The organism is Rhodocytophaga aerolata (assembly GCF_030503435.1).
GTDB classification, from domain to species: Bacteria; Bacteroidota; Bacteroidia; order Cytophagales; family 172606-1; genus Rhodocytophaga; species Rhodocytophaga aerolata.
The window spans coordinates 394912-414966 of the sequence record NZ_JAUKPO010000003.1 but is presented as its reverse complement, the minus strand read 5'-3'; the positions used below and the strand labels follow the sequence as shown (position 1 = coordinate 414966).

Genomic DNA, 20055 nt, shown 5'->3' with positions numbered 1-20055 from the left:
AATTCTATTCTGTATGCGAATGTACTATATATGCACAAGACCTAACAGCTTATCAGGCGGCTAGGTCTTATGAAAATGAATTTTTATTCGAATGGATAAACATTTACTGCTACAGTTATAAAAGATACTATTCGTAAAACTTAATATCTTTTATCAGTAACTGCAAACTTCTATTATCCCTGAAATTATTCTCAACAATCTGATAACACAACCTGAATGGATGAAAAGGCTTTATCTTACCGTAAAAAGCCGCCATTCCAAACCCGATTGCCTCAAATACCTGGGAGTCTTCCTGATATACATATAACTTCAGATGTTGGTCTTTTAGCACCTTTACATTGTCCCTGGCACATACTTGCTCGGAAACAAAAATGGGCTGCATATTTTCCGGGCCAAAAGGCTCCATTTGCTTAATGACATTATAAAATTTAAAATTGATCTGTTTCAGTTTTAATTCCAGGTCAACTTCTATTAATGGAATGAGTTGGTCTTCCGTAATTTTACGGGCAACCACTTCTTCAAATTTTTGCCGGAAAGCCTGTACATTCTCTAATTTTAGGGTTAATCCGGCAGCATACATATGGCCACCAAATTGCTCCAGCAAATCTTTGCATTCTTCGATAGCATCATATACATCAAAGCCGGGTACCGAACGGGCAGAACCGGCTGCTTTGCTATGCGATTCAGTGAGTATAATAGTTGGTCTATGATACTTTTCAATACAACGGGAGGCCACTATACCAATTACGCCTTTATGCCAGTCATTTTTATACAACACTGTAGTTTTTGCCTCTCGCATCAATTCATCCATCTCTATCATATTCAACGCTTCTCTGGTAATATTCGTATCAAAACCTTGTCTGTCGCGGTTGTTTAAATTTATTTCTTTGGCATGTTGTTCTGCTTCTTCTTTAGAATGTGCCAGCAACAAATGCACCGCCGCATGCGCATGGGCTATTCTACCAGCAGCATTTATTCTTGGACCAAGGCCGAACACTACATTGCTGATGCTTAATTTCTTTTCAAACCCGGCTATTTGTATAAGAGCCTGTAAACCTGGCCGTGGATGTGTATTTAATAATTGTAAGCCAAAATAAGCCATTATCCGGTTTTCGCCAGTAATCGGAACAATATCTGCAGCTATACTTACAGCCAGCAAATCCATAAAAGGGTACAATTTTTCAAAAGGAATGCTATTCTGAATGCAGAAACCTTGCAGTAACTTGAATCCGACACCGCAACCTGAGAGTTCTTTGTAAGGATATTCACAATCGCTGCGCTTTGGGTCTAATACTGCCAGCGCATCAGGTAAATTATTATCCGGGCGGTGGTGGTCACAGATGATAAAATCTATTCCTTTCTCTTTGGCATACTGAATTAGTTCTTTGGATTTTATTCCACAATCTAAGCTTACCATCAGGGTGGCGCCTTGCTCATTTGCCCACTCTATGCCTGCTTGAGATATGCCATAGCCTTCTTTGTATCTGTCAGGAATATAAAATAACAGGTTGCTATAAAAAGTGCGTAAAAATCCATAAAACAAAGCTACCGATGTAGTGCCATCTACGTCATAATCTCCATAGACAACTATTTTTTCGTGATTGTAAATAGCTTCTACCAAGCGGTTCACCGCTTTATCCATATCTTTCATCAGAAACGGATCATGCAGCAACTCTAATGAAGGCCTGAAATAGTTTTTTGCCTCTTCAAAGGAGTGAACGCCCCGCTGTAATAACATGGAAGCCACTGGCTCACTCACATTTATCTCTGCGATTAGATGGGCTATTTGTTCTTCTGAAGGCTTTTGTTTTACAATCCAACGCTTATTCATAGTATGCTAAAATAACAAATTTAATGTTACCAATCATTAGTAAGCTTTCGGCAAATATGGTAGTTGTAAGGTAACTGAAACAGTAGCAATTGATTAGTTTGTATTATTATTTACCTACTGTCATAGGAACCTTTCCATGCTACTATGTGTCATCTTGTCAGAAATTTGGGTTTGGCAAAGATATTGCCGAATTTAGGCGGAAAATACTGAAGAATAAAACTGGCAAAAATGGAACAAGAACAAGACAGAACGCAAGACAAAAATACAGTAAATGCTGATTTTGATGATCAGCAGAATGCTAATGAAGTTGATTCAAAAGACAGCCAAGACAGTACTACAGACAGACTTACTGCCGAATTAGCAGAATCTAAAGAAAAATATTTGAGGTTATATGCCGATTTTGAAAACCTGCGGCGGCGTACAGCCAAAGAGAAGCTTGACTATATCAAATCGGCAAATGAGGAAGTAATGAAAGTAATACTACCTGTTATTGATGACTTCGAACGGGCGCAAAAGTCTAGTGCGAATGTAGAAGATGCCAGCGTAGTAAAAGAAGGAATGCAGCTCATTTATAATAAATTATATAAGACACTGGAGCAGAAGGGGCTAAAACCCATGGAATCTGTAGGTAAAAGCTTTGATCCTGATATGCATGAATCTATTACGCAAATTCCGGCGCCTTCCGAGGATTTAAAAGGAAAAGTAATAGATGAAGTAGAAAAGGGATATTTTTTAAATGATAAGGTCCTGAGATTTGCTAAAGTAATTATTGGTTCATAACAAATATATTTATACGATCATCCGGATTCGGATGGGTTTAATTTAGTAAATCATGGCTAAAAGAGACTATTACGAGGTGTTAGGGGTAAGCAAGTCGGCTAACCCAGACGAGATTAAAAAGGCCTACCGGAAAATTGCCATTAAATTCCATCCGGACAAAAATCCTGACGATCCGTCAGCTGAAGACAAATTCAAAGAAGCAGCAGAGGCTTACGAAGTATTAAGCAATCCTGATAAAAAACAACGGTACGACCAATTTGGCCACCAGGGAGTGAATGGTGGTGGCTATGGCAACATGAACATGGAAGATATATTCTCTCAATTCGGAGATATCTTTGGTGGTTCAGGTAGCCCTTTTGAAAGCTTTTTTGGTGGAGGAGCAGGTGGTGGCCGCAGAGTTAGAAAAGGCTCTAACCTCCGCATAAAACTGAAGCTAGATCTGCAGGAGATTGCTAACGGGGCAGAAAAGAAAATAAAAGTAAAACGCCATGTTACTTGCGATACGTGTGGTGGAAATGGATCTAAAAATGGAGCTTCTCTAAAAAACTGTACTACCTGTAATGGAACTGGCCAACAACGGAAAGTAGTCAATACTATGTTAGGGCAAATGGTTTCTACCACTACCTGCGGCACATGTAATGGAGAGGGTAAAATAGTAACTGACCGTTGTGACGTTTGTGCTGGTGAAGGAAGAGTATTACAAGAAGAGGTAATTCCTATAAAAATACCAGCCGGAGTAAGTGAAGGAATGCAGCTTTCCATGAGTGGCAAGGGTAATGTACCGCCTCGCGGAGGTGTAGCTGGCGATTTGCTTATCGTGGTGGAAGAGGAAGAAGATCCAACATTAAAACGTGACGGGCAAAATATCATTTACGATTTGTATGTCAATTTTGCAGATGCTGCTTTAGGTACAACCGTTGAAGTTCCAACTATTGAAGGAAAAGTAAAAATAAAAGTAGATCCAGGAACACAGAGTGGTAAAATTCTCCGGTTGAAAGGCAAAGGCATTAAAGATATTAATGGATATAACCGGGGCGATCAGTTGATTCATGTAAATATCTGGACGCCTAAACAGCTTTCACGTGAAGAGACAATGTTATTAGAGCGATTACGGGAATCTCCCAACTTTGCACCTAATCCAGGAAAAAATGACAAGGGCTTTTTTGAGAAAATGAAAGAATTTTTCCAGTAATTGATAAATCCCTGTATATCTAGAAAGCCTTCTGTTAATAGACAGAAGGCTTTCTTGTTTGAATCTTGTTCAAACTGCCTACCATTTATGCCATTAGTTTAAATAACATCTGTTTTTTTATTAGATTTGGATAAATGCTTAATTCTTAAGTTTTTCTAATTCATCAAATTTTACGTAATCCTGTGAATATACTCGAGGCTCAGCATATTACTAAGCGATATTCAAATCATACCGCACTTGCAGATGTAAGTATTAGTATTCCGAGAGGTAGTATATTCGGTTTATTGGGGCCTAATGGTGCTGGTAAAACTTCTCTCATCCGCATCATTACTCAAATTACCGCTCCTGACAGCGGACGTATCTTTTTCAACGGAGAGCCCCTTTCATCCAAACATATTGCTCAAATAGGCTATTTGCCCGAAGAACGTGGGTTATACAAAAAAATGAAAGTAGGAGAGCAATTGTTATATTTAACGCAACTTAAAGGATTATCTAAAGCCGAAGCTATGGATAAACTTAAAGTATGGTTCAAAAAATTTGAAATACAAACCTGGTGGAGCAAAAACATAGAAGATCTGTCCAAGGGGATGCAGCAAAAAGTGCAGTTTGTGGCTACTGTTCTTCACAACCCTACATTAATTATTCTGGACGAGCCTTTTTCCGGATTTGATCCTATTAACGCTAATTTAATAAAAGATGAGATTCTCCAGCTAAAAGAACAAGGTAGCACCATTATCTTTTCTACTCACCGTATGGAATCTGTTGAGGAGTTATGCGATTATATTGCTTTAATTAATAAATCGAAGAAAATACTTGATGGCTCAACTAAAGAAATTAAAAACCGGTACCGGACAAATACCTTTATTATTGAAGGAGAAGGAAAACTAAATTCTCTTTCTCCTGAATTTGAGATTTTGAGCTTGAAAGAACTTGCAGATAATCATTTTAGAGCTGCTATTAAGATACCTGCCAACTCCACACCCAACCACTTGCTAGCTTTCCTGATTAACCAGGTTCAGATTCATTCATTTATAGAAAGCATCCCCAGCATGAATGATATTTTTATTAAGAGTGTAACGGATGAAACAACGGAAAACATCAGCAAAGAAATCGCTGTTTAAATAGGTTTTTAGGCGGTTATACTTTCTGTTGTTTTCCTTTACTTTCTCATGTTTTGTTACTACTTTGTTACTCCATACCCTCCGGTAACAAAAACTGGTAAACGAGTAACAAAAAATGAAGACACAAAAAACATCCGTTACCCTTCGAAAAAAGACACTAACCAAAGGGAAGAAAAGCCTTTATCTGGACATCTACCATAATGGAGAACGCTGGTATGAATTTTTGAAATTATACCTTACCAAAGGTCCTACTCCATTTGATAAATCATCCAATAAGGAAACTATCAACCTGGCTGAAAGTCTGCGCTCCAAACGCTATGAGGAGCTGATGAGTAACAAACATGGAAACATTGCCTCTTTCCGTTCTCAGACCTTGCTTATTCCTTTTGTCGAATCCATTGCATCAAAGCATAAAAAGCAAAATACAGTTAATACCTGGCTTTCTACCATCAAGCATATAAAGCTTTATGCAGAAGATAAGCCGGTAACCTTTGCAGAGATTACCCCAGATTGGGTACAAGGCTATAAAGAGCACTTAGCCTCTACCCTATCCCATAATACGGCCCTAGCTTACTTTGAAAAGATGGTTACGATCTTAAATAAAGCAGTGAAAGATAAAATCATTCAGGATAATCCGGCAATAGGCATTGAAAGGCTAAAGAAGAAAGGCAACCACCGGCATTACCTCACTGCGGAGGAGCTGCACCGGCTGGCCCAAGCTGAATGTGATTTACCGGATTTAAAGAAAGCTTTTTTATTTTCTGCTTTGACTGGTTTACGGCTTTCTGATATCGAGCTTTTAAAGTGGCGAGATATAAACCATTCTAAAGAGTTAGGCTATTACATTCAGTACAGCCAGAAGAAAACAGATGGTGCTGAAGTGCTGCCTATATCTAAGCAGGCCAGAGAAATCATTGGAGAGACTAAAGAGCCGGAAAGTAAAGTATTTGCCTTAGAAAGCCGTAACTGGATAGGTATTAAGTTAAAGTACTGGCTGCTAAGAGCAGGCATACAGAAGCCTATTACCTTCCATTCAGCCAGACATACCCATGCCACCTTACTGCTTACCAGTGGAGCGGATATCTATACAGTATCCAAGCTGCTAGGACATAAGAAAGTGGAAACTACTCAGATCTATGCAAAGATCATTGATAAGAAAAAAGTGGATGCGGTGAATATGCTGCCTACAATCAATTTTGGGGAGGTGAAGGATGGAGAATAATGCGTTTTATTCATTCTATTTATCAGAAGAAACACCTGAAAGTAAGCATCAATTAAAAGCTGGTAGTTTTCATAGAAATGATGAAGGAAAAATTGTACCTATTAATCCTACAAGACCTACATATAAGAGTATAGGACATCTTGTTGATGACTTGTTTAGGCATAAACTCTTTTGGCACCATATCGATATTGTTGCCATTGAAGAAATGTTAGATTATCACTATCATAAATACTCAGGAGATAAAAAAGCATTTCTTAAGCATACAAAAATCTTAGTTAAAGCTAGTTTAGATTGGTTTCGCAATCCTGAGGATGATATACTAGGAATGAGAGAATTTAGAATAGCACAGGCTGGTGCAATTGATGTAATTGTAAGCGAATGGATTCAAGAGAAGGAAAAAATTAAAATTAGTAGGCTATCAACTTCACCTGAACCGAAGTTAATAGCACTTAATATACATAAGATTGAACAGCAAAAGACGATTATAAAACTAATTCATTCTTCTTTAACTCCTAAGTGCTTTAATGTCACTTATAAAGAATTCGAGAGGCATTTTATTGATAACCAAGAAAAGTTAGAGCAGATAAAATGGCTAGGCACAGAACCTCAACTTAAATCATTATTTAAGTTCTTAGAAGATGAAGGCCTAATACAAGATGACCATGTTAATGAATTAATCTGTTCACACTTCTATAATAAAAGAGGAAAACCTTTTAATGCCAAACAATTGAGTGTTGTTTGTTCTAAAACTACCTATGAATTTGATAATCTCAAAGTAATTCCAAGTCTAACAAAAGAAATAAAAAAAGTTAGTACTAACTTTTAATTAATTTACACTAACCTACTTATTTTCAGTTGATTGCCACATTTGTTGATATTAACACACATCAACAATGGCAGAAACAAACGACATTTTATTAGAAGAGCTTAACAATATTAAAGCCATGCTGGCAGCTGGCATGTTAAGCAAAAAAAAGGTTTTAACCTTTGAAGAGGCTTGTATCTATACCGGGCGCTCCAGAAGCGACATGTACAAAAAAACCGCTGCTTGCCAGGTACCGCATTATAAACCTGAAGGCAAGATGGTGTACTTCGATGTAGAGGAGCTGGCCGCCTGGTGCCTGCGTAATCCGGTAAAGACTACTGAGCAGATTGAGCAGGAAGCTGCAACCCTAGTAACATTAGGTAAAAGAAGAGGCCGCTAACCAAGATGGGAAATAGCGGAGGGAATAACTATGTCTTTCCGGAGCATGAGAGACGAGTAAAATTAACACTTGAGCAGTTAAAAGCCAATAACCCCAGAGTATACGCCTGGTTCAAATTAATTGAGAGCGACGAATTAACCGATACTGCATTCAAAAATTATGCGGCCAGGTTTGGTATGTCCGCTGATGAGCTAAAACAGATAATCAATGGATTTCAGAAAGGAGAAAGCAAATGAGTGACTATAGAGAATATTATAAACTCACTCCTTACCAAAGGCAATGTTTGCCAGCTACCAACTTCTGGCGAAAGCATAACAAGCTTGAGCCTATAGCTATTCCTCCAGATGAGCATTTGCCTTTAGTATGTGGATCGGAAACCAAACAGGAAGAAACTATCATCATTAATGAATCAGCAAAGCAAACGGCCTATATGGATTTTAAAGAAGTGGAAAAGCCGGTATTGCGAGAAAGAAAGAGAGCATTTAGTATGATGGAATTTATAGAAACGGAGGGCTAATGAATACAGATACCATATCTTTTGCACAAAAAGTATTAGCCCAGATGGGTATTACCCATGAGCAGAATACAGTGATTTATAGCAATTGGAAAGGAAATGAGGTAGAAGGTCAGATAATTTATAGCGATGCTCATGATGATATGCTTATCCGGTTTCTAGATCCTGACGGCAAAGAGGCTATTTATTATGATGGCAAAAATAATCCTAGGCCGTATATAGTCAGGAGAAAAAAAATACCTGATAGTAAGGGTAAATACATCAATCCATACAAGGCAGAAGCTACGCCATTTCTCCCTCCTGAAATCATCACTAAAATTAAAACCGGTGTTACAATTACTACCCTTTATATTACAGAAGGACCTAAAAAGGCCTTTGTTGCATCAGTTAAAGGATTAGATTGTATTGCTACACTAGGCATATTTCAATTCAGGCCAAAGGGATCTAAGGAGCTGCACCCGTACATACTTGAAATAATCAAAAGGTGCAAGGTAAAAAACTTAGTACTTCTGTTTGATGCAGATGCTAAATGTATGACCTCCCATGATGAAACCTTGCAGCCAGAAGACCTTATTACAAAAGATTTAGCATATCGGAGTAATGGTTTTGCCTCTGCTGCTAAGAACCTGAAAGAATCTTGCCTAGGTGTAAATGTAGATGCCTATGTAGGCTATATCAAGCCTGAAAATAAAGCAAAGGGTTTGGATGATTTATTTATTCAACTGCCAGAGGAAAGCCAGGAAATCATTACAGATGCTAAGGCGCTATCTAAAGCAGAGAGTTATTTCACTATTCTAAGCTTAAAGGATAATAGCAATAGCAAGCTAAATAGCTGGTTTGGGCTGGATGATTTTAATAACTTTTACAAAATCCATGAAAGCAAATTAGGCTTAAATGATTTTAATTATCGAGGCAAGCTATATGCCTATAATCCGGAAACCGAAAAAGTAGAGGTATCTAAAAGCAATTATGATTCATTCTGGTTTGAAACGGAGCCTGGAGTATACCGCATTGATATTAAAAATTTTCTTGAGTTCTTAGGCAAAAATGGCTACATGCTTTACCGGTTGAATGTGAATGATTTTTACTATGTACGGGTAAAAGAAAATGTTGTATCCATTGTTGCAACCAAGGATATTAAAGATTTTACTTGTGGATATGTAGAAAGCCTGAAAGTATTATCAGAAGTAGCCAGGCATGATATCATTAATACTTTACTTCTATTCTCCAGTCTTTTTAGCAGAGAGAAGCTGGAATCCTTGAAAGCAATCTCTCCTACTTTTCATACTGATACACCTCATCAGATGTTCTTCTACTTCCAGAATGGCTTTATAGAGGTAACAAAAGATAATACGATACTTAGGCCATATAGTGAGCTTTCAGGGTATATCTGGGATACGCAAATTATAAAACGGGACTATGTGCAGCCAGCAAAGGGATCTTTGAAAGATTTTATGTTTGTTCAATTTGTGCAGAACATTTGTTCCATCAAAGAAAATGAGCAATGGCAACTCGATAAAGACCGGCTGGAATCATTTGTATCTATCCTTGGCTATTTGCTTCATAGTGCCAAAAGAGAGCGTAAGGCTATTGTCTTTACCGATACGGATATTGCAGATAATCCGGAAGGCAGAACCGGTAAAACGATCATAGGCAGAGCCATGGGCGAGCTCCGGCCTTATTGTGAGATTGACGGTAAAAACTTCAATCCAGATGACCGGTTCAAATACCAGAATGCTACCATTGATACGCAGATAATGCATATTAACGATGCTGGCAGAGGTAAAAAGAAGTTTGACTTTGAGCTGATGTTTACAGCTGTTACGGAAGGTGTAACCGTAGAAAAAAAGAACCAGGCAAGCTTTATTATCCGGCCTACAATCCTGATCAGTTCAAATAGGGCTATAGAGATCAGCGGAGGTAGTGCTAAGGCCAGGGTAATTGAATTTGAATTTGCTAATTACTATTCAGATACTTTCAGCCCTAAAGATGAATTTGATGCCTGGTTTTTTGATGATTGGAACCATAAAGACTGGCACCTGTTTTATTATTTCTTATTCAATTGCTGCAGATCCTATTTAGCCAATGGTTTGATAAAGCCTAGCGTTATTCATTTAGATGAACGAAAGCTGATTCAAACAACAGGCAACAACAAAGACTTTATGGATTTTGCCAAAGAGCACATCTTTGATTATACCAATCCGAATGCAAAAATTAATCAAGACGGATACAATAAATCTGATTTGCTTTCAGCTTTCAGAACTGAATTTCCTGAATATACCGAAGCCATACTAAAGCCAAACACTTTTACAAAATGGCTTAAGGCTTATGCAGGCTTTATTAATCGGGATTATGACGAAAGTAAAAGCAATGGTATCCGGTATGCATTATTCAAAGCAAAACAGGGCAAAAGTTCTGAAACAGGGCAAAAGTAAGAGCCAAAAGGGCAAAAAAAATTACTGTTTTGCCCTGCAAAATCCCCTTAATTTTCAAGTATTCAACGATTAGGGCAAAAGGGCAAAAGTTTTCCGACTGAAATACGGGGGAGTCTAAATAAAGAGAAAAGACTATATAAAAAATAGGTACTTATATAATAGTATATACCCCAGCATATATATAGCAGTTTTTTTGCCCTTTTGCCCTAAAGCAGAAAAAGAAGAAAAAAAAGCCCTTAATTATGCAAAATAGGCCTATTTACCTTCAAAGTACACAGGGCAAAAGTAGGGCAAAAACAGGGCGAAAAGTTGTAATCAGGGCAAAACTTAAAACAAACCTCCTAAACTAATTTTCTTACCTCTAACTCATCTATAATAGACACATTTAGACAAAACTTCCATGAAAAACACAAAAGCCAAACAACCCGTAATTAAAGATGCGGATACCATTATTAATGAGTTTACGGCCAGCTGTGATGTAGTGCATGCTGGTACGGTACTAGTAAAGCTTTACCTGGCTAATGCAGAACTCAGAAGGCGTATACAAGATATACACCCGGATCAGCCCTATAACGTAGATACGGATGATGAGAAAACTATGAAGGCTATTAGTGCCGTTAATGCGATGCTGTACGAGATTGAGAAAACAATGAAAGTGGAGGTATGAAGCTATTAATGAAAATGAGTTTTACTCATATAAGTAGCATACTCCTCCTTTGTAATCTCATGTAAAGACTGCTCTAGCGGATAATAGATGCTTCTAGTATACGCGCAATACTCATTGGCTTTGGATATGGCTATGGGTAAGTTCTCCGCCTGTATAGCTATCCATAGTTCACGAGCTGTATCAAATGACTTTACTTTTATTTTATAATATGGCATAGCTGTTCCAGATTATAAGGAGCTACATTTCATTCAGTCATTCCAGGAGTTAAAAGTTGAATAGTTTTATACTGAATTATAAAGAGAAAAGATATGAGCAGAACTGAATTAATATCCAAACTCCTCAAAGTAGAGCCGAACCTGGCTATACAAGTACTGCGTAATGACCGGCTGGCTGCTAAGTTAAAAACCGATGCCTTACTCAAAGAGCTGGGTATAGCTGTAGAAAAACGGCCTTCCTAGCTATTTTAAAGCCCTCATGTAAGATTTACTTTCATAACTGGCCTAAAGTTTTACTAGAAGAAAACAAGGCTAAATCCTTACAATTCAAACTCACAGGTAATTGATACTGAGTTCATAAGGTATGCTATTATACCTATATTGTAGCTATAAATACCTGTAAGATATGACGCAAATCAAGCAAGTACCCACGCCTTTAGCCAGCTCTCAACCAAATGATGAAGTCTACACAACAGAAGATGCAGCAAGGATTCTAAAGTGTGGCAAGCAATCACTGCTTAGAAAATTCCGCAGTGGTGAAATACCGGCTAAGAAGAAACGCAAACGGTGGTATACGACACATTCCAATCTGTTAAGCTATGTCAACTCCTGATTACACCCTGCTAAAACAGGCTAAGAGCCTTTGCCAGCAAATCATCAGTACCGGCCTGCTAGTGGAGGGAATGCAGGTAGAGCAGACCATTGAGCAAATCAATACCTCTTCCTTACCGATCCGGCATAGGTTGCATTTGATTTGCGCCTTGAAAGAAGCCCAGGCCGGTGTGAGCAGGAAAACCAGAAAGTCCATCCGTCAACATATTCAATCTATTCCATAACATGAGCCCACAAGCACAAAAAGAACCAACCGAAAGAATACTAATCAGTGAAAATACAGAGCAGTTTGAGAATACGGTAAAGTACGCGGAAACTCTTTTACCTCTGCTATCAGAAGTACTTACCAGCTACCAGGCGAACAAGTTTGAAACTAAAATTAGTGATGCCGAAACCCTGGCCGACTTACTACGGGCTCCTGAATCCTTCATTGAAACCGAACGCCTGAAAGCCGTACCCGCTGATATCAACGGTATGCCCATTAATAAAGTAAAGTTCCTCTATGAAATAGCCGAGAAGCCTGCAACGGTTGAGGCACTGGAAAGAGCTATTGAAGCCGTACGAAGCAAAGGCGTAGACTGGGCTTTTTACACCATAGATAAGAAAGGTATACGCCTGAATACAGAATATATTGGTACCTACAAAGAACAGGTGAAAACCTATGCTACCGGTAAGCAGGCCGAACTATTGAAACTAGCCATGGAGCTGGAAAAGCTGGCCAATGAGTTTCACAGGCTACATGTCAACCAACCCTGGGGGCTGCTCTCTTTCCACTTTGGAGGCAGCTATGAAGGCGACCATTCCAGATACTACATTCAAAACAAACGCTTCTGCCTGCAATACGAAGCCCAGTAAACATATCAACGCCTTATGAAACAGTTAATAAGCGGCCTAAGGCTTTTAGCCGATGATTTGGAACTAATCGAGAAAAGAGGTCTGGACTCGAAAGAAGTAGTTGAAATGATAACCGATAGTTCTTTTATACCTGAAGTAAGTAGCCTCTATCAAAACATAGAATTCTTGCTGCAAACCATTCACGGCAAAGCGCCAAGAGAAATAGCCCAAGAGCGCATTCAACTCAATATTATCAAAGACAAAATAAAATTAGTGAATCAACAAAAAGCAATCAACATATGGCAACTACAACACAACAAGCTCCCAAAAGCACAACACAAGCAAGTCTTACCTTCTACCACAAAAACTTTTTTCACATCAAGCAACTGGCTGCAGACACTTGTAAAGAATTTCAGGAGTTAATTGATGCCCTTGCTCCGGAAATAAAAGCAGCCTTACCGGAAGATTTTGAACTAGCTAACCTGGAACCGCTATTCCGCAAAGAACGGGTAAAGCAGCTACCAGGCTGGCAGGCATTTGAAGCGGCTGGCGTAGATCTAACAGGGCAAGTGAAACTACAACCGGCAGAACTTGCTTTGATGGAAGAGGTCCGCAATCCTAGTTTTTCTCAAGGGAGTGTAAACTTTAAGCCAAAAGGAAATTTCCGCTATAAAAACGGCAAGGTATGCCTGGAAACTACTCAGCTGGCACTCGATCAAAACACCCTTATACTGGAAGGATTGGCCATGGAAACTTATAACAAGCTAACAACCCTGTATAACTCCATTATTCCAGAGCGGGAAAATGAACTTGAAAAGATGGCTCTGAGAAACAAGGCTGCCTGGTTTGTTTCTTTGGAAATGCTTACTGACGCCAGAGACTGGACTATTGATGGCAAAGAATGCCTGATTAATCCGAGTGTATTAAAACACCGGTTAGGCCTGCTATCACATTTTTAATTTTTCTATTGTATTCACGAATAAACAAGCCTTTAGCCCTGCTAATTGCCTGTTTTACAATTTATTCATCACTTGCTAACCTCCTCTCCGATACCTTATGTTTACCCTATTCAAAAGAAATCCTAGAAATACCCGCAAATTCTTAAAGCAGGAAAATGAGCAGCTAAAAACTGACTACCAGAAAGAACGGGAAAAGTGCTACCAGGCTAAAAAGCAAATCAAAGAATTAGAGCAGCAAAATAAAGAACTGAAAGCCTCCCTGAAAAATGCGGAAGGCCGGTGCAGTTCCTACCTGGATCAGATGATCAACTTATCAAATCAGGTGCTTAACCTTCGGGAAATAACCCTGGATAGCAAAGTAAGGCTGCATAAAGCAGAAATCTTAAATGAGCAGCTGCTAGGTGAGTTCCCGGATGATTTATCTAACCTGTTGAATTCAGACAATCAATAAACTATTTCCCATAGATGGAAACCACTGGAAAGAAAATCTTATTTGACCTTGCCATTGATAAAGGCGGATTGCTCAAGAATTTAGAGGAGGTAAAAGCTAAGCTAAAGGAAGCTCAAAAAGAATTTGAGAAATCGGATGCTGGTAGCGAAGCTTTTCAGCAGGCGGCTAACCGTGTATCAAGGCTCAAAGATGAGGTGGCAAGGCTTACTACTGTACAAAAGCTTAATCAAGGCTCCCTGGCTGCAAATAAGGAAGAGTTAAAGAAGCTACGCAAAGAATACGATAATCTGGCCAATCCGACAAAAGAGCAGATTAAGCGGATTAAAGATCTTAGCGATACGATTAAAGACCAGGAAGAGGCCATAGGTGTATTTTCCCGTTCTGTGGGCGATTACCGGGGCGCTATATCGGATGCCATTAAAGAGAATACCAACTTTGGCAAAACCATTGACGGGGTAGGCACTGCCTTTAAAACAAACCCCATTGGCCTGTTTCTCACCAGCTTAATTAGCCTGGTTACCCTATTGCAGGAGAACACCCAGTTTATGGAGTTCTTCACCCGTACCTTTGGCATACTCTCCACCATTACCAAAGCTATATCAAATGAGATTGTAAAGTTTGGGGAGAACTTTGTTAAAGCCTTATCTGATCCAAAGCAACTGCTTATTGACTTTGGCAACCTGATTAAAGAAAACATAGAAAACCGGTTTAAAGCCTTTGGTGTGATAGTCAAAGCCATAGGTGATCGGGATCTGAAAGCCCTGGCCAACGGATTACTGCAGGCAAGTACTGGTGTATCAGATATTACCGGTAAGTTTTCCAGAGGGGCCTCCGCTGCTAGTGATTTTGCTAAAGGTATCTATTCCCAGGCAGATGCGTTGAATAAGCTCAACTTAGAGCGTAAGCAATTAGAGAGGGAAGAAATCTTATCGCTATCCCGAACTAAGCAAATGCTGGCAGAAGAGGAGAGATTAAAAAATATTCGCGATGATGAGTATAACACCATTGAGAAACGCATAGCCGCTAACACAGCGGCCAGGAAATTGGAACAGGACCGGCTTAAAATTGAATCAGATTTATTCCAGCGCAAATTTGATAACCTCGATAAAGAAATAAAGCTGTTAGGTGAGGCCAACATCAGTAATGAGAAACTACGTGAACGGGAAGAGGCCAGGCTGGAGCTTGCTGATTTGCTGGAAGATTCCTTAGGCCGGCAGAATGAGTACATCACTGAAAACTTTAACCTGAATAGGGAGGCAGAAGAGAAAAACAAAGCATTCCTGCAGGCAAAGCTGGAAGACCGGAAAGCCACCATTGAAACCGAACTACTAGCCGTAGCAGCAGGATCAGAAAAAGAACTGGAACTTCGCGAGCAGCTGCTAAAAGCGGAACGAGACCTGACCTTACTAAATGAAGGCACCACCCAGGAAAAGCGAGTACTCATTGAGCAGACCACGATCAAAGAAATAGAAAAGCTTCGCAAAGAATTTCTAGAGAATCGAAAGAAAGAAGCCCTGGAGCTACTCGAACTATCCCGGCAGCAAGCACAAGAGGCACTGGATTTTGCCAAAGCCGCTGCTGATGCGGATAAGGAAATCCGTACACGTACAACCAATGAGACATCTGATAAAAAGACATTAGAGCTTACCACCAAACTGTTAGGAGGTGGTATTGAAAATGAGGAGTTTCAGGCAGAGCAGGATAAAATTGAGCTAGAACGCTTAGAACGCCAGCTGGCCTTAGCCCAGGAGTATGGCGAGTATACCGTTGATATTGAGCAGCAAATAGCAGATAAGCGGGTAGAAATTAAGCAAAACCAGGCAGATAGGGAGACTGCTATAGAGCAGGCTAAACTGCAAACGCTTTCTGCTATAACCGACTCTGCTGGATCGCTCATAGAACTACTTACCGGTAAGTCTGCTGAAGCAACTGATTTTGGAAAGGGTATTGCCGTAGCACAAATAGCTACAAACACAGCTATTGCCATCTCAGAGCTGATAAAGGCATCTGAAGGAAATCCTTTAAACTTACTCACAGGTGGTGCAGCAGGTGTATTACAGTTTACAGCTGGCCTTGCCAGAATCCTTGCTAATGTGGCTCAGGCTAAGAAGCTATTATCAGAGCCTACACCCGAACCTCCAAAGTTCGAATATGGGGGAGGCTTCCTGGTAGGTGGTAAAGATCATTCGGCTGGTGGCACAACCTTCTACTCTCCCGATAGTGGCCAGACATTCGAGGCTCAGGCAGGAGAAACCATTGCTATTGTTAAACGCAACGATACGAGAAGATTATCCATGCTCTCAGCAGAGAACGTAAGGCGTGGTGGCAGACCTTTCTTTGAATATGGAGGTGTGGAAGTGGTAAAGGGATTATCTACACCAGTGCAACAAAGGATTGATTCTAACAAGGATATATCTCAACATGTACAGACGGGTGTAAAAGCCCAGCCTATCTATGTGAGAGTATCTGATATTGAGAAAGTGCAGGAAGGTGTAAAATATGCAAAAGGATCAGCAGAACTTAAATAAGTATGCTTAATCAACGGCAAACGGTTTTTGTAAATGAATACCTTAGGTCAGGTAATGCTTACCAGGCAGCCCTTGCAGCCGGCTATTCAGAAACCTATGCTAAAGCCCGGAGTCATGAATTGTTGGAAAATGTTGGAATAAAATCAGCAATTGAAAAATTTAATCAAGCTATGGCAGAGAAAACGATTGTAACAATAGAAAAGCTAGTAGAGGAACTATCAAAGATTGCTTTTGCCAACATTGGAGACTTTATTGATTCGGATCATGTATGCAAAGACTTTACTCAGATAGATGTCAGTAAAGCAGCCGCTATCTCTTCCATTAAAACAACCATTACCAAAGGCAAAGACTATCAAACCACTACGAAAGAATTTAAGCTACATTCCAAGCTGGATGCCATTGATAAGCTTATGAAGCATTTAGGCGGCTATGTATCGGTAGATGATATTATTGACCGCATGACAGAAGAGCAAATTAATGAACTGGCAGATAAGCTAGTAAACAGAGCAGCACCCCATGAAAAAAGCAACTAACCGCAAATTACTACAGGCTATCAAGCAAGGCGACAGGCAGGCCGTTCAAAACTTAACTAACCCTACTGAGCAGGCACCTAAGATTGTGTTCTTGCATCGGAAGGCAGGCAGTGAGAATTTATACAATGCAGACGATACCCTATATGAAAATCCCAAAGATGGAAGCCATCTGCCGGTTATTCTGGTAGCCTCTCCGTTAATGAAACTTGCCTCCTCTGAAGATGAAATACAGCTTTAGCAACCTCACTAAACCTCACCTGGAAACATGAAAAAACAATACAGTAAACTTCGTCAGGCCGTCCGATCCGGCGACCTTTCCAAAATTAAACGGGCTACCACAGGCGACCTGGTAGTTGAGTATGACAAGCAAGGCAAGTATTACCAGAGGCTGTATAATCCTAGTAGGTTAGTAGAGATTGCAAAGCCTGAAACCACCCAAGTATTATTATTATTACCCGTTAACTACAGAGATTAGCTATGAGAAACCCCAAAAGCAACCTGCGATCTGCCATTAAATCCGGCAACGTAGAGAAGATAAAGCAGAGAAAGAAAGAGAAGGATTACAGCTTTTACTTTGGTCCTTTACCAGATGTACCTGTAGAGGAGCGGACTGGCTTCTGGTTTCTGCCTGATGGTATTACAAGTTTTTAACTAATTGACTATAAATACGTTACAAGAGTAGATTACAATCTAAAAAGTTATGGGTAAAACAGCCTTTCCATTGGAGGGGCTTTTTTATTTAATCTTTTTGGATTTTACCTAAAACATTTAGCATTAGCTTTCAATCCGGTTTCTTTATGTCAAGCATTTCTATTTTTTTAGCAGATCGCTTAAACCCAACAACAGTAACTACTTCTTCCCAATAAGGTTTTACCACATCAGCCATTAAGCCTTTTGGAACAATAACTTTGTATCTATCATTTTTATCAGTTATTAATCTAATTTCACTGTTATCAACAGAAGCAAATCCAAGGCGGCCAGTGATCTCAACAGGCTGATTCATTAATTCTATTTTCTTTATATCATTTGAAGGAGTAAGGGAGATATCAAAGTTTTTCTTTGTAAATGCTACTTTTTGAATATTACCTTGGTGCATAGTTGTTAGTCCAACCAACTTAACTCTTTCTCCATCTGGCGCCATCTGTCTAGTAAGAGCCACAAAGTTTTTGTAATAATCTTCATTTGCAATTTTCTCACTCAACAACTCATGTTCATTCGAATTAATCAAAGATATTCCACTGAAAATTTCTTTTACAACATCATTAGTTAAATCAACTATCGACAATTGTTTAGTTGGTTTACCAAGTTTAACAGTTACAGCAAAACTGGCTGCTCTTGGCACAGATATGTATTGCTCAAAATCATTTTTTATAATATCCTTTACCTCACCGGTTTCTCTAAAAGGTGTTCCTTTGATTCTCTCAGCTGTTCGATATACCAATTTTTCAAAAATTAAGAGTCTTTTGGTAAACTCCTCTACCCTGGCCACACCATAACCCACATCTTTCCCTGAAAGGGATAATTGAATATCATTCTCATCAAGTGTAATACCCTTTAATGCTAAGTGCCTTTCAAAATTTATTTGCTCAAATAAATCTCTTAGTTCCTCAGCTATTTGTTCTGGGGGGTCCCCTGCCAAGCCTAAAGCAACCATTCTTTCCGCTTCTCTTAAATTTTCTGATTTCATAGCTAGCGAGGCTGCACTTTTAAACAGAATAGACCGTGAAGGTTCGCTTCCTGATAACATCTGTGTCCTCAAAGCTGCATCTCTTTCGTAAATAAAGGCTTCAGCAAAAAGGTCTATAGCCTTTTCATAATTGCCGTTTCTTTTTTCAAGAAAAGCAATCTCAGCCAAGTCCATGGCTTTGTTATGTTGTACAATAATTTCGCTCATTTTTTACAAAAATGCCCCATTGGGTTATTAAACTCTACTACTGAAATAAACGCATCAAGATTAGTATTGTCAGAGCGATCGGTTTGTTTCTTTTTTGCTTCAACTCTTCTTAGCACCGTTTTTTTATTGCCCTGTTCTATACCAGAAATCTCAAGCCTGGCTGCATGCTGAAAAGGTAAAACATCATTGTCAGTTCTAGAAAGAAGATAATAATCAAAACCTGTCCCTTTAAAAGATCTTTCTACTGTTGTATATTCAGTTAGACGTACAGCTAACAAAATTGCTATACCTGTAGCTCCATACTCAGTAGCCTCTTGATGATCCCTCCAACCAAATTTTGCTCTTTGGTCAAGTGGCGTTTCCCACTCCAAAGAATAATCTTTATTGCATAAGCCATTGATCGAAAATGTAACCCCACTGTTATGGTTCCTGCTCATCAGCAGATATTTTGCTGCTTCAACTAAATAGCATCCAATATTTGGTGTAAGCGTAGGAAGTCCTTTACTTAATAAATCAATATTAAGTGATTCAATTTGTGAAATTTTCATTTAGAAGTAGAGTAGTAGAAGGTTAAAAGCTTGAAGCTTTATTTTTATAAAAGAGTACTATAAAATAATTGTAATGTATTGAGGGTGATTTACAGAAAATAATAAAGCTTGTCAATACCTGGAAATGGGTATTTTTAGCCTAATTCATCCGCAAATATTCGGTTTCCACAAAATTCTGGCAGGCATCCGCAATGTTATCGATTAGGTATTGATTAGAGAAAAGCAGGGAGCTGGTCATTGGCTTATTTATAAAGTCTGAATATATAAGCCAGAGGGAATAATTCCTAATAGTCGTATTTCTTTCTCTGCTTCTTTAGCCATTGTTTCCTGGTTGGATAAATGAGCGAGTGTAGCCATAGACCGCCAGTGATAGCAATGGCAAATATAAGTACCTGCAAAATTGGATGATATACTGAGGGATCTAGCGGCCATTCCATGCAGATAGATTCTGGAATGAAAGAAGAAGTAACAAACAAAGTAATTTTATAAGAATCAATTTCTTTATTTTAGTTTA

25 protein-coding genes are annotated in these 20055 nt (G+C 39.1%); 21 read left to right on the top strand and 4 right to left on the bottom strand.

Features of this window, described 5'->3' with window-relative positions:
* Positions 1-127 precede the first annotated feature (127 nt).
* Positions 128-1831: a single-stranded-DNA-specific exonuclease RecJ gene (gene recJ / locus Q0590_RS08545; protein WP_302037092.1), complete on the bottom strand. Its 1704-nt coding sequence runs from the start codon at positions 1829-1831 to the stop codon at positions 128-130.
* 228 nt (positions 1832-2059) lie between these two features.
* Here recJ and Q0590_RS08540 point away from each other — a divergent pair, with 228 nt between their 5' ends.
* From Q0590_RS08540 to Q0590_RS08495, 10 genes are all read left to right on the top strand, one after another.
* Positions 2060-2611: a nucleotide exchange factor GrpE gene (locus Q0590_RS08540; RefSeq protein ID WP_302037091.1), complete on the top strand. Its 552-nt coding sequence runs from the start codon at positions 2060-2062 to the stop codon at positions 2609-2611.
* A gap of 52 nt (positions 2612-2663) precedes the next feature.
* Entirely contained in the window at positions 2664-3803 is a 1140-nt protein-coding gene (gene dnaJ, locus Q0590_RS08535) for a molecular chaperone DnaJ (protein WP_378410187.1), read from the top strand.
* A 182-nt stretch (positions 3804-3985) separates the two neighbouring features.
* Positions 3986-4924, top strand: coding sequence for an ABC transporter ATP-binding protein (locus tag Q0590_RS08530; RefSeq protein ID WP_302037090.1), 939 nt, complete (start codon positions 3986-3988; stop codon positions 4922-4924).
* A 115-nt stretch (positions 4925-5039) separates the two neighbouring features.
* Positions 5040-6146: a site-specific integrase gene (locus tag Q0590_RS08525; protein ID WP_302037089.1), complete on the top strand. Its 1107-nt coding sequence runs from the start codon at positions 5040-5042 to the stop codon at positions 6144-6146.
* Complete coding sequence (locus Q0590_RS08520) at positions 6136-6972, top strand: hypothetical protein (RefSeq protein ID WP_302037088.1); 837 nt, start codon at positions 6136-6138, stop codon at positions 6970-6972. Before Q0590_RS08525 ends, Q0590_RS08520 begins: the two co-directional genes overlap by 11 nt.
* A 67-nt stretch (positions 6973-7039) precedes the next feature.
* Positions 7040-7351, top strand: a complete 312-nt coding sequence (locus Q0590_RS08515; RefSeq protein WP_302037087.1) for a helix-turn-helix transcriptional regulator — start codon at positions 7040-7042, stop codon at positions 7349-7351.
* Positions 7352-7356: 5 nt separating this feature from the next.
* On the top strand, positions 7357-7587 hold the full coding sequence (locus Q0590_RS08510; RefSeq protein ID WP_302037086.1) for a hypothetical protein: 231 nt from the start codon (positions 7357-7359) through the stop codon (positions 7585-7587).
* Positions 7584-7868, top strand: a complete 285-nt coding sequence (locus Q0590_RS08505) for a hypothetical protein (RefSeq protein ID WP_302037085.1) — start codon at positions 7584-7586, stop codon at positions 7866-7868. The genes Q0590_RS08510 and Q0590_RS08505 overlap by 4 nt, the downstream gene beginning before the upstream one ends.
* A complete protein-coding gene (locus Q0590_RS08500; protein WP_302037084.1) occupies positions 7868-10300 on the top strand; it encodes a hypothetical protein in 2433 nt (810 codons plus the stop codon). Before Q0590_RS08505 ends, Q0590_RS08500 begins: the two co-directional genes overlap by 1 nt.
* Positions 10301-10700: 400 nt before the next feature.
* Entirely contained in the window at positions 10701-10967 is a 267-nt protein-coding gene (locus Q0590_RS08495; RefSeq protein WP_302037083.1) for a hypothetical protein, read from the top strand.
* A 5-nt stretch (positions 10968-10972) separates the two neighbouring features.
* Here Q0590_RS08495 and Q0590_RS08490 read toward each other — a convergent pair whose 3' ends face one another.
* Positions 10973-11182 carry a type 2 periplasmic-binding domain-containing protein gene (locus tag Q0590_RS08490; protein WP_302037082.1) on the bottom strand — a complete coding sequence of 70 codons (210 nt, stop codon included), beginning with the start codon at positions 11180-11182 and terminating at the stop codon, positions 10973-10975.
* Positions 11183-11275: 93 nt separating this feature from the next.
* Here Q0590_RS08490 and Q0590_RS08485 point away from each other — a divergent pair, with 93 nt between their 5' ends.
* The 11 genes from Q0590_RS08485 (at position 11276) to Q0590_RS08435 (ending at position 17750) form a co-directional block, all read left to right on the top strand.
* Complete coding sequence (locus tag Q0590_RS08485; protein WP_302037081.1) at positions 11276-11425, top strand: hypothetical protein; 150 nt, start codon at positions 11276-11278, stop codon at positions 11423-11425.
* A gap of 163 nt (positions 11426-11588) precedes the next feature.
* The gene (locus Q0590_RS08480) at positions 11589-11795 is read left to right on the top strand and encodes a helix-turn-helix domain-containing protein (protein ID WP_302037080.1); all 207 of its coding nucleotides are present in this window, start codon (positions 11589-11591) and stop codon (positions 11793-11795) included.
* Positions 11782-12018 carry a hypothetical protein gene (locus Q0590_RS08475; protein ID WP_302037079.1) on the top strand — a complete coding sequence of 79 codons (237 nt, stop codon included), beginning with the start codon at positions 11782-11784 and terminating at the stop codon, positions 12016-12018. The genes Q0590_RS08480 and Q0590_RS08475 overlap by 14 nt, the downstream gene beginning before the upstream one ends.
* A gap of 1 nt (position 12019) precedes the next feature.
* Positions 12020-12649, top strand: coding sequence for a hypothetical protein (locus Q0590_RS08470; RefSeq protein ID WP_302037078.1), 630 nt, complete (start codon positions 12020-12022; stop codon positions 12647-12649).
* 278 nt (positions 12650-12927) lie between these two features.
* A complete protein-coding gene (locus tag Q0590_RS08465; protein ID WP_302037077.1) occupies positions 12928-13587 on the top strand; it encodes a hypothetical protein in 660 nt (219 codons plus the stop codon).
* 97 nt (positions 13588-13684) lie between these two features.
* Positions 13685-14038 carry a hypothetical protein gene (locus Q0590_RS08460; RefSeq protein ID WP_302037076.1) on the top strand — a complete coding sequence of 118 codons (354 nt, stop codon included), beginning with the start codon at positions 13685-13687 and terminating at the stop codon, positions 14036-14038.
* A gap of 14 nt (positions 14039-14052) precedes the next feature.
* Positions 14053-16566: a coiled-coil domain-containing protein gene (locus Q0590_RS08455; RefSeq protein WP_302037075.1), complete on the top strand. Its 2514-nt coding sequence runs from the start codon at positions 14053-14055 to the stop codon at positions 16564-16566.
* Between the two features lie 2 nt (positions 16567-16568).
* A complete protein-coding gene (locus Q0590_RS08450) occupies positions 16569-17099 on the top strand; it encodes a terminase small subunit (RefSeq protein WP_302037074.1) in 531 nt (176 codons plus the stop codon).
* Complete coding sequence (locus tag Q0590_RS08445) at positions 17083-17337, top strand: hypothetical protein (protein ID WP_302037073.1); 255 nt, start codon at positions 17083-17085, stop codon at positions 17335-17337. Before Q0590_RS08450 ends, Q0590_RS08445 begins: the two co-directional genes overlap by 17 nt.
* A gap of 27 nt (positions 17338-17364) precedes the next feature.
* Positions 17365-17574 (top strand): hypothetical protein, encoded by a 210-nt coding sequence (locus tag Q0590_RS08440; RefSeq protein WP_302037072.1) that lies wholly within the window; start codon positions 17365-17367, stop codon positions 17572-17574.
* A 2-nt stretch (positions 17575-17576) separates the two neighbouring features.
* Positions 17577-17750: a hypothetical protein gene (locus tag Q0590_RS08435; RefSeq protein ID WP_302037071.1), complete on the top strand. Its 174-nt coding sequence runs from the start codon at positions 17577-17579 to the stop codon at positions 17748-17750.
* 130 nt (positions 17751-17880) lie between these two features.
* Here Q0590_RS08435 and Q0590_RS08430 read toward each other — a convergent pair whose 3' ends face one another.
* Both Q0590_RS08430 and Q0590_RS08425 read right to left on the bottom strand, forming a co-directional pair.
* Positions 17881-18993 carry a hypothetical protein gene (locus Q0590_RS08430; RefSeq protein ID WP_302037070.1) on the bottom strand — a complete coding sequence of 371 codons (1113 nt, stop codon included), beginning with the start codon at positions 18991-18993 and terminating at the stop codon, positions 17881-17883.
* Positions 18990-19541, bottom strand: coding sequence for a hypothetical protein (locus Q0590_RS08425; RefSeq protein ID WP_302037069.1), 552 nt, complete (start codon positions 19539-19541; stop codon positions 18990-18992). The genes Q0590_RS08430 and Q0590_RS08425 overlap by 4 nt, the downstream gene beginning before the upstream one ends.
* Between the last annotated feature and the right edge of the window lie 514 nt (positions 19542-20055).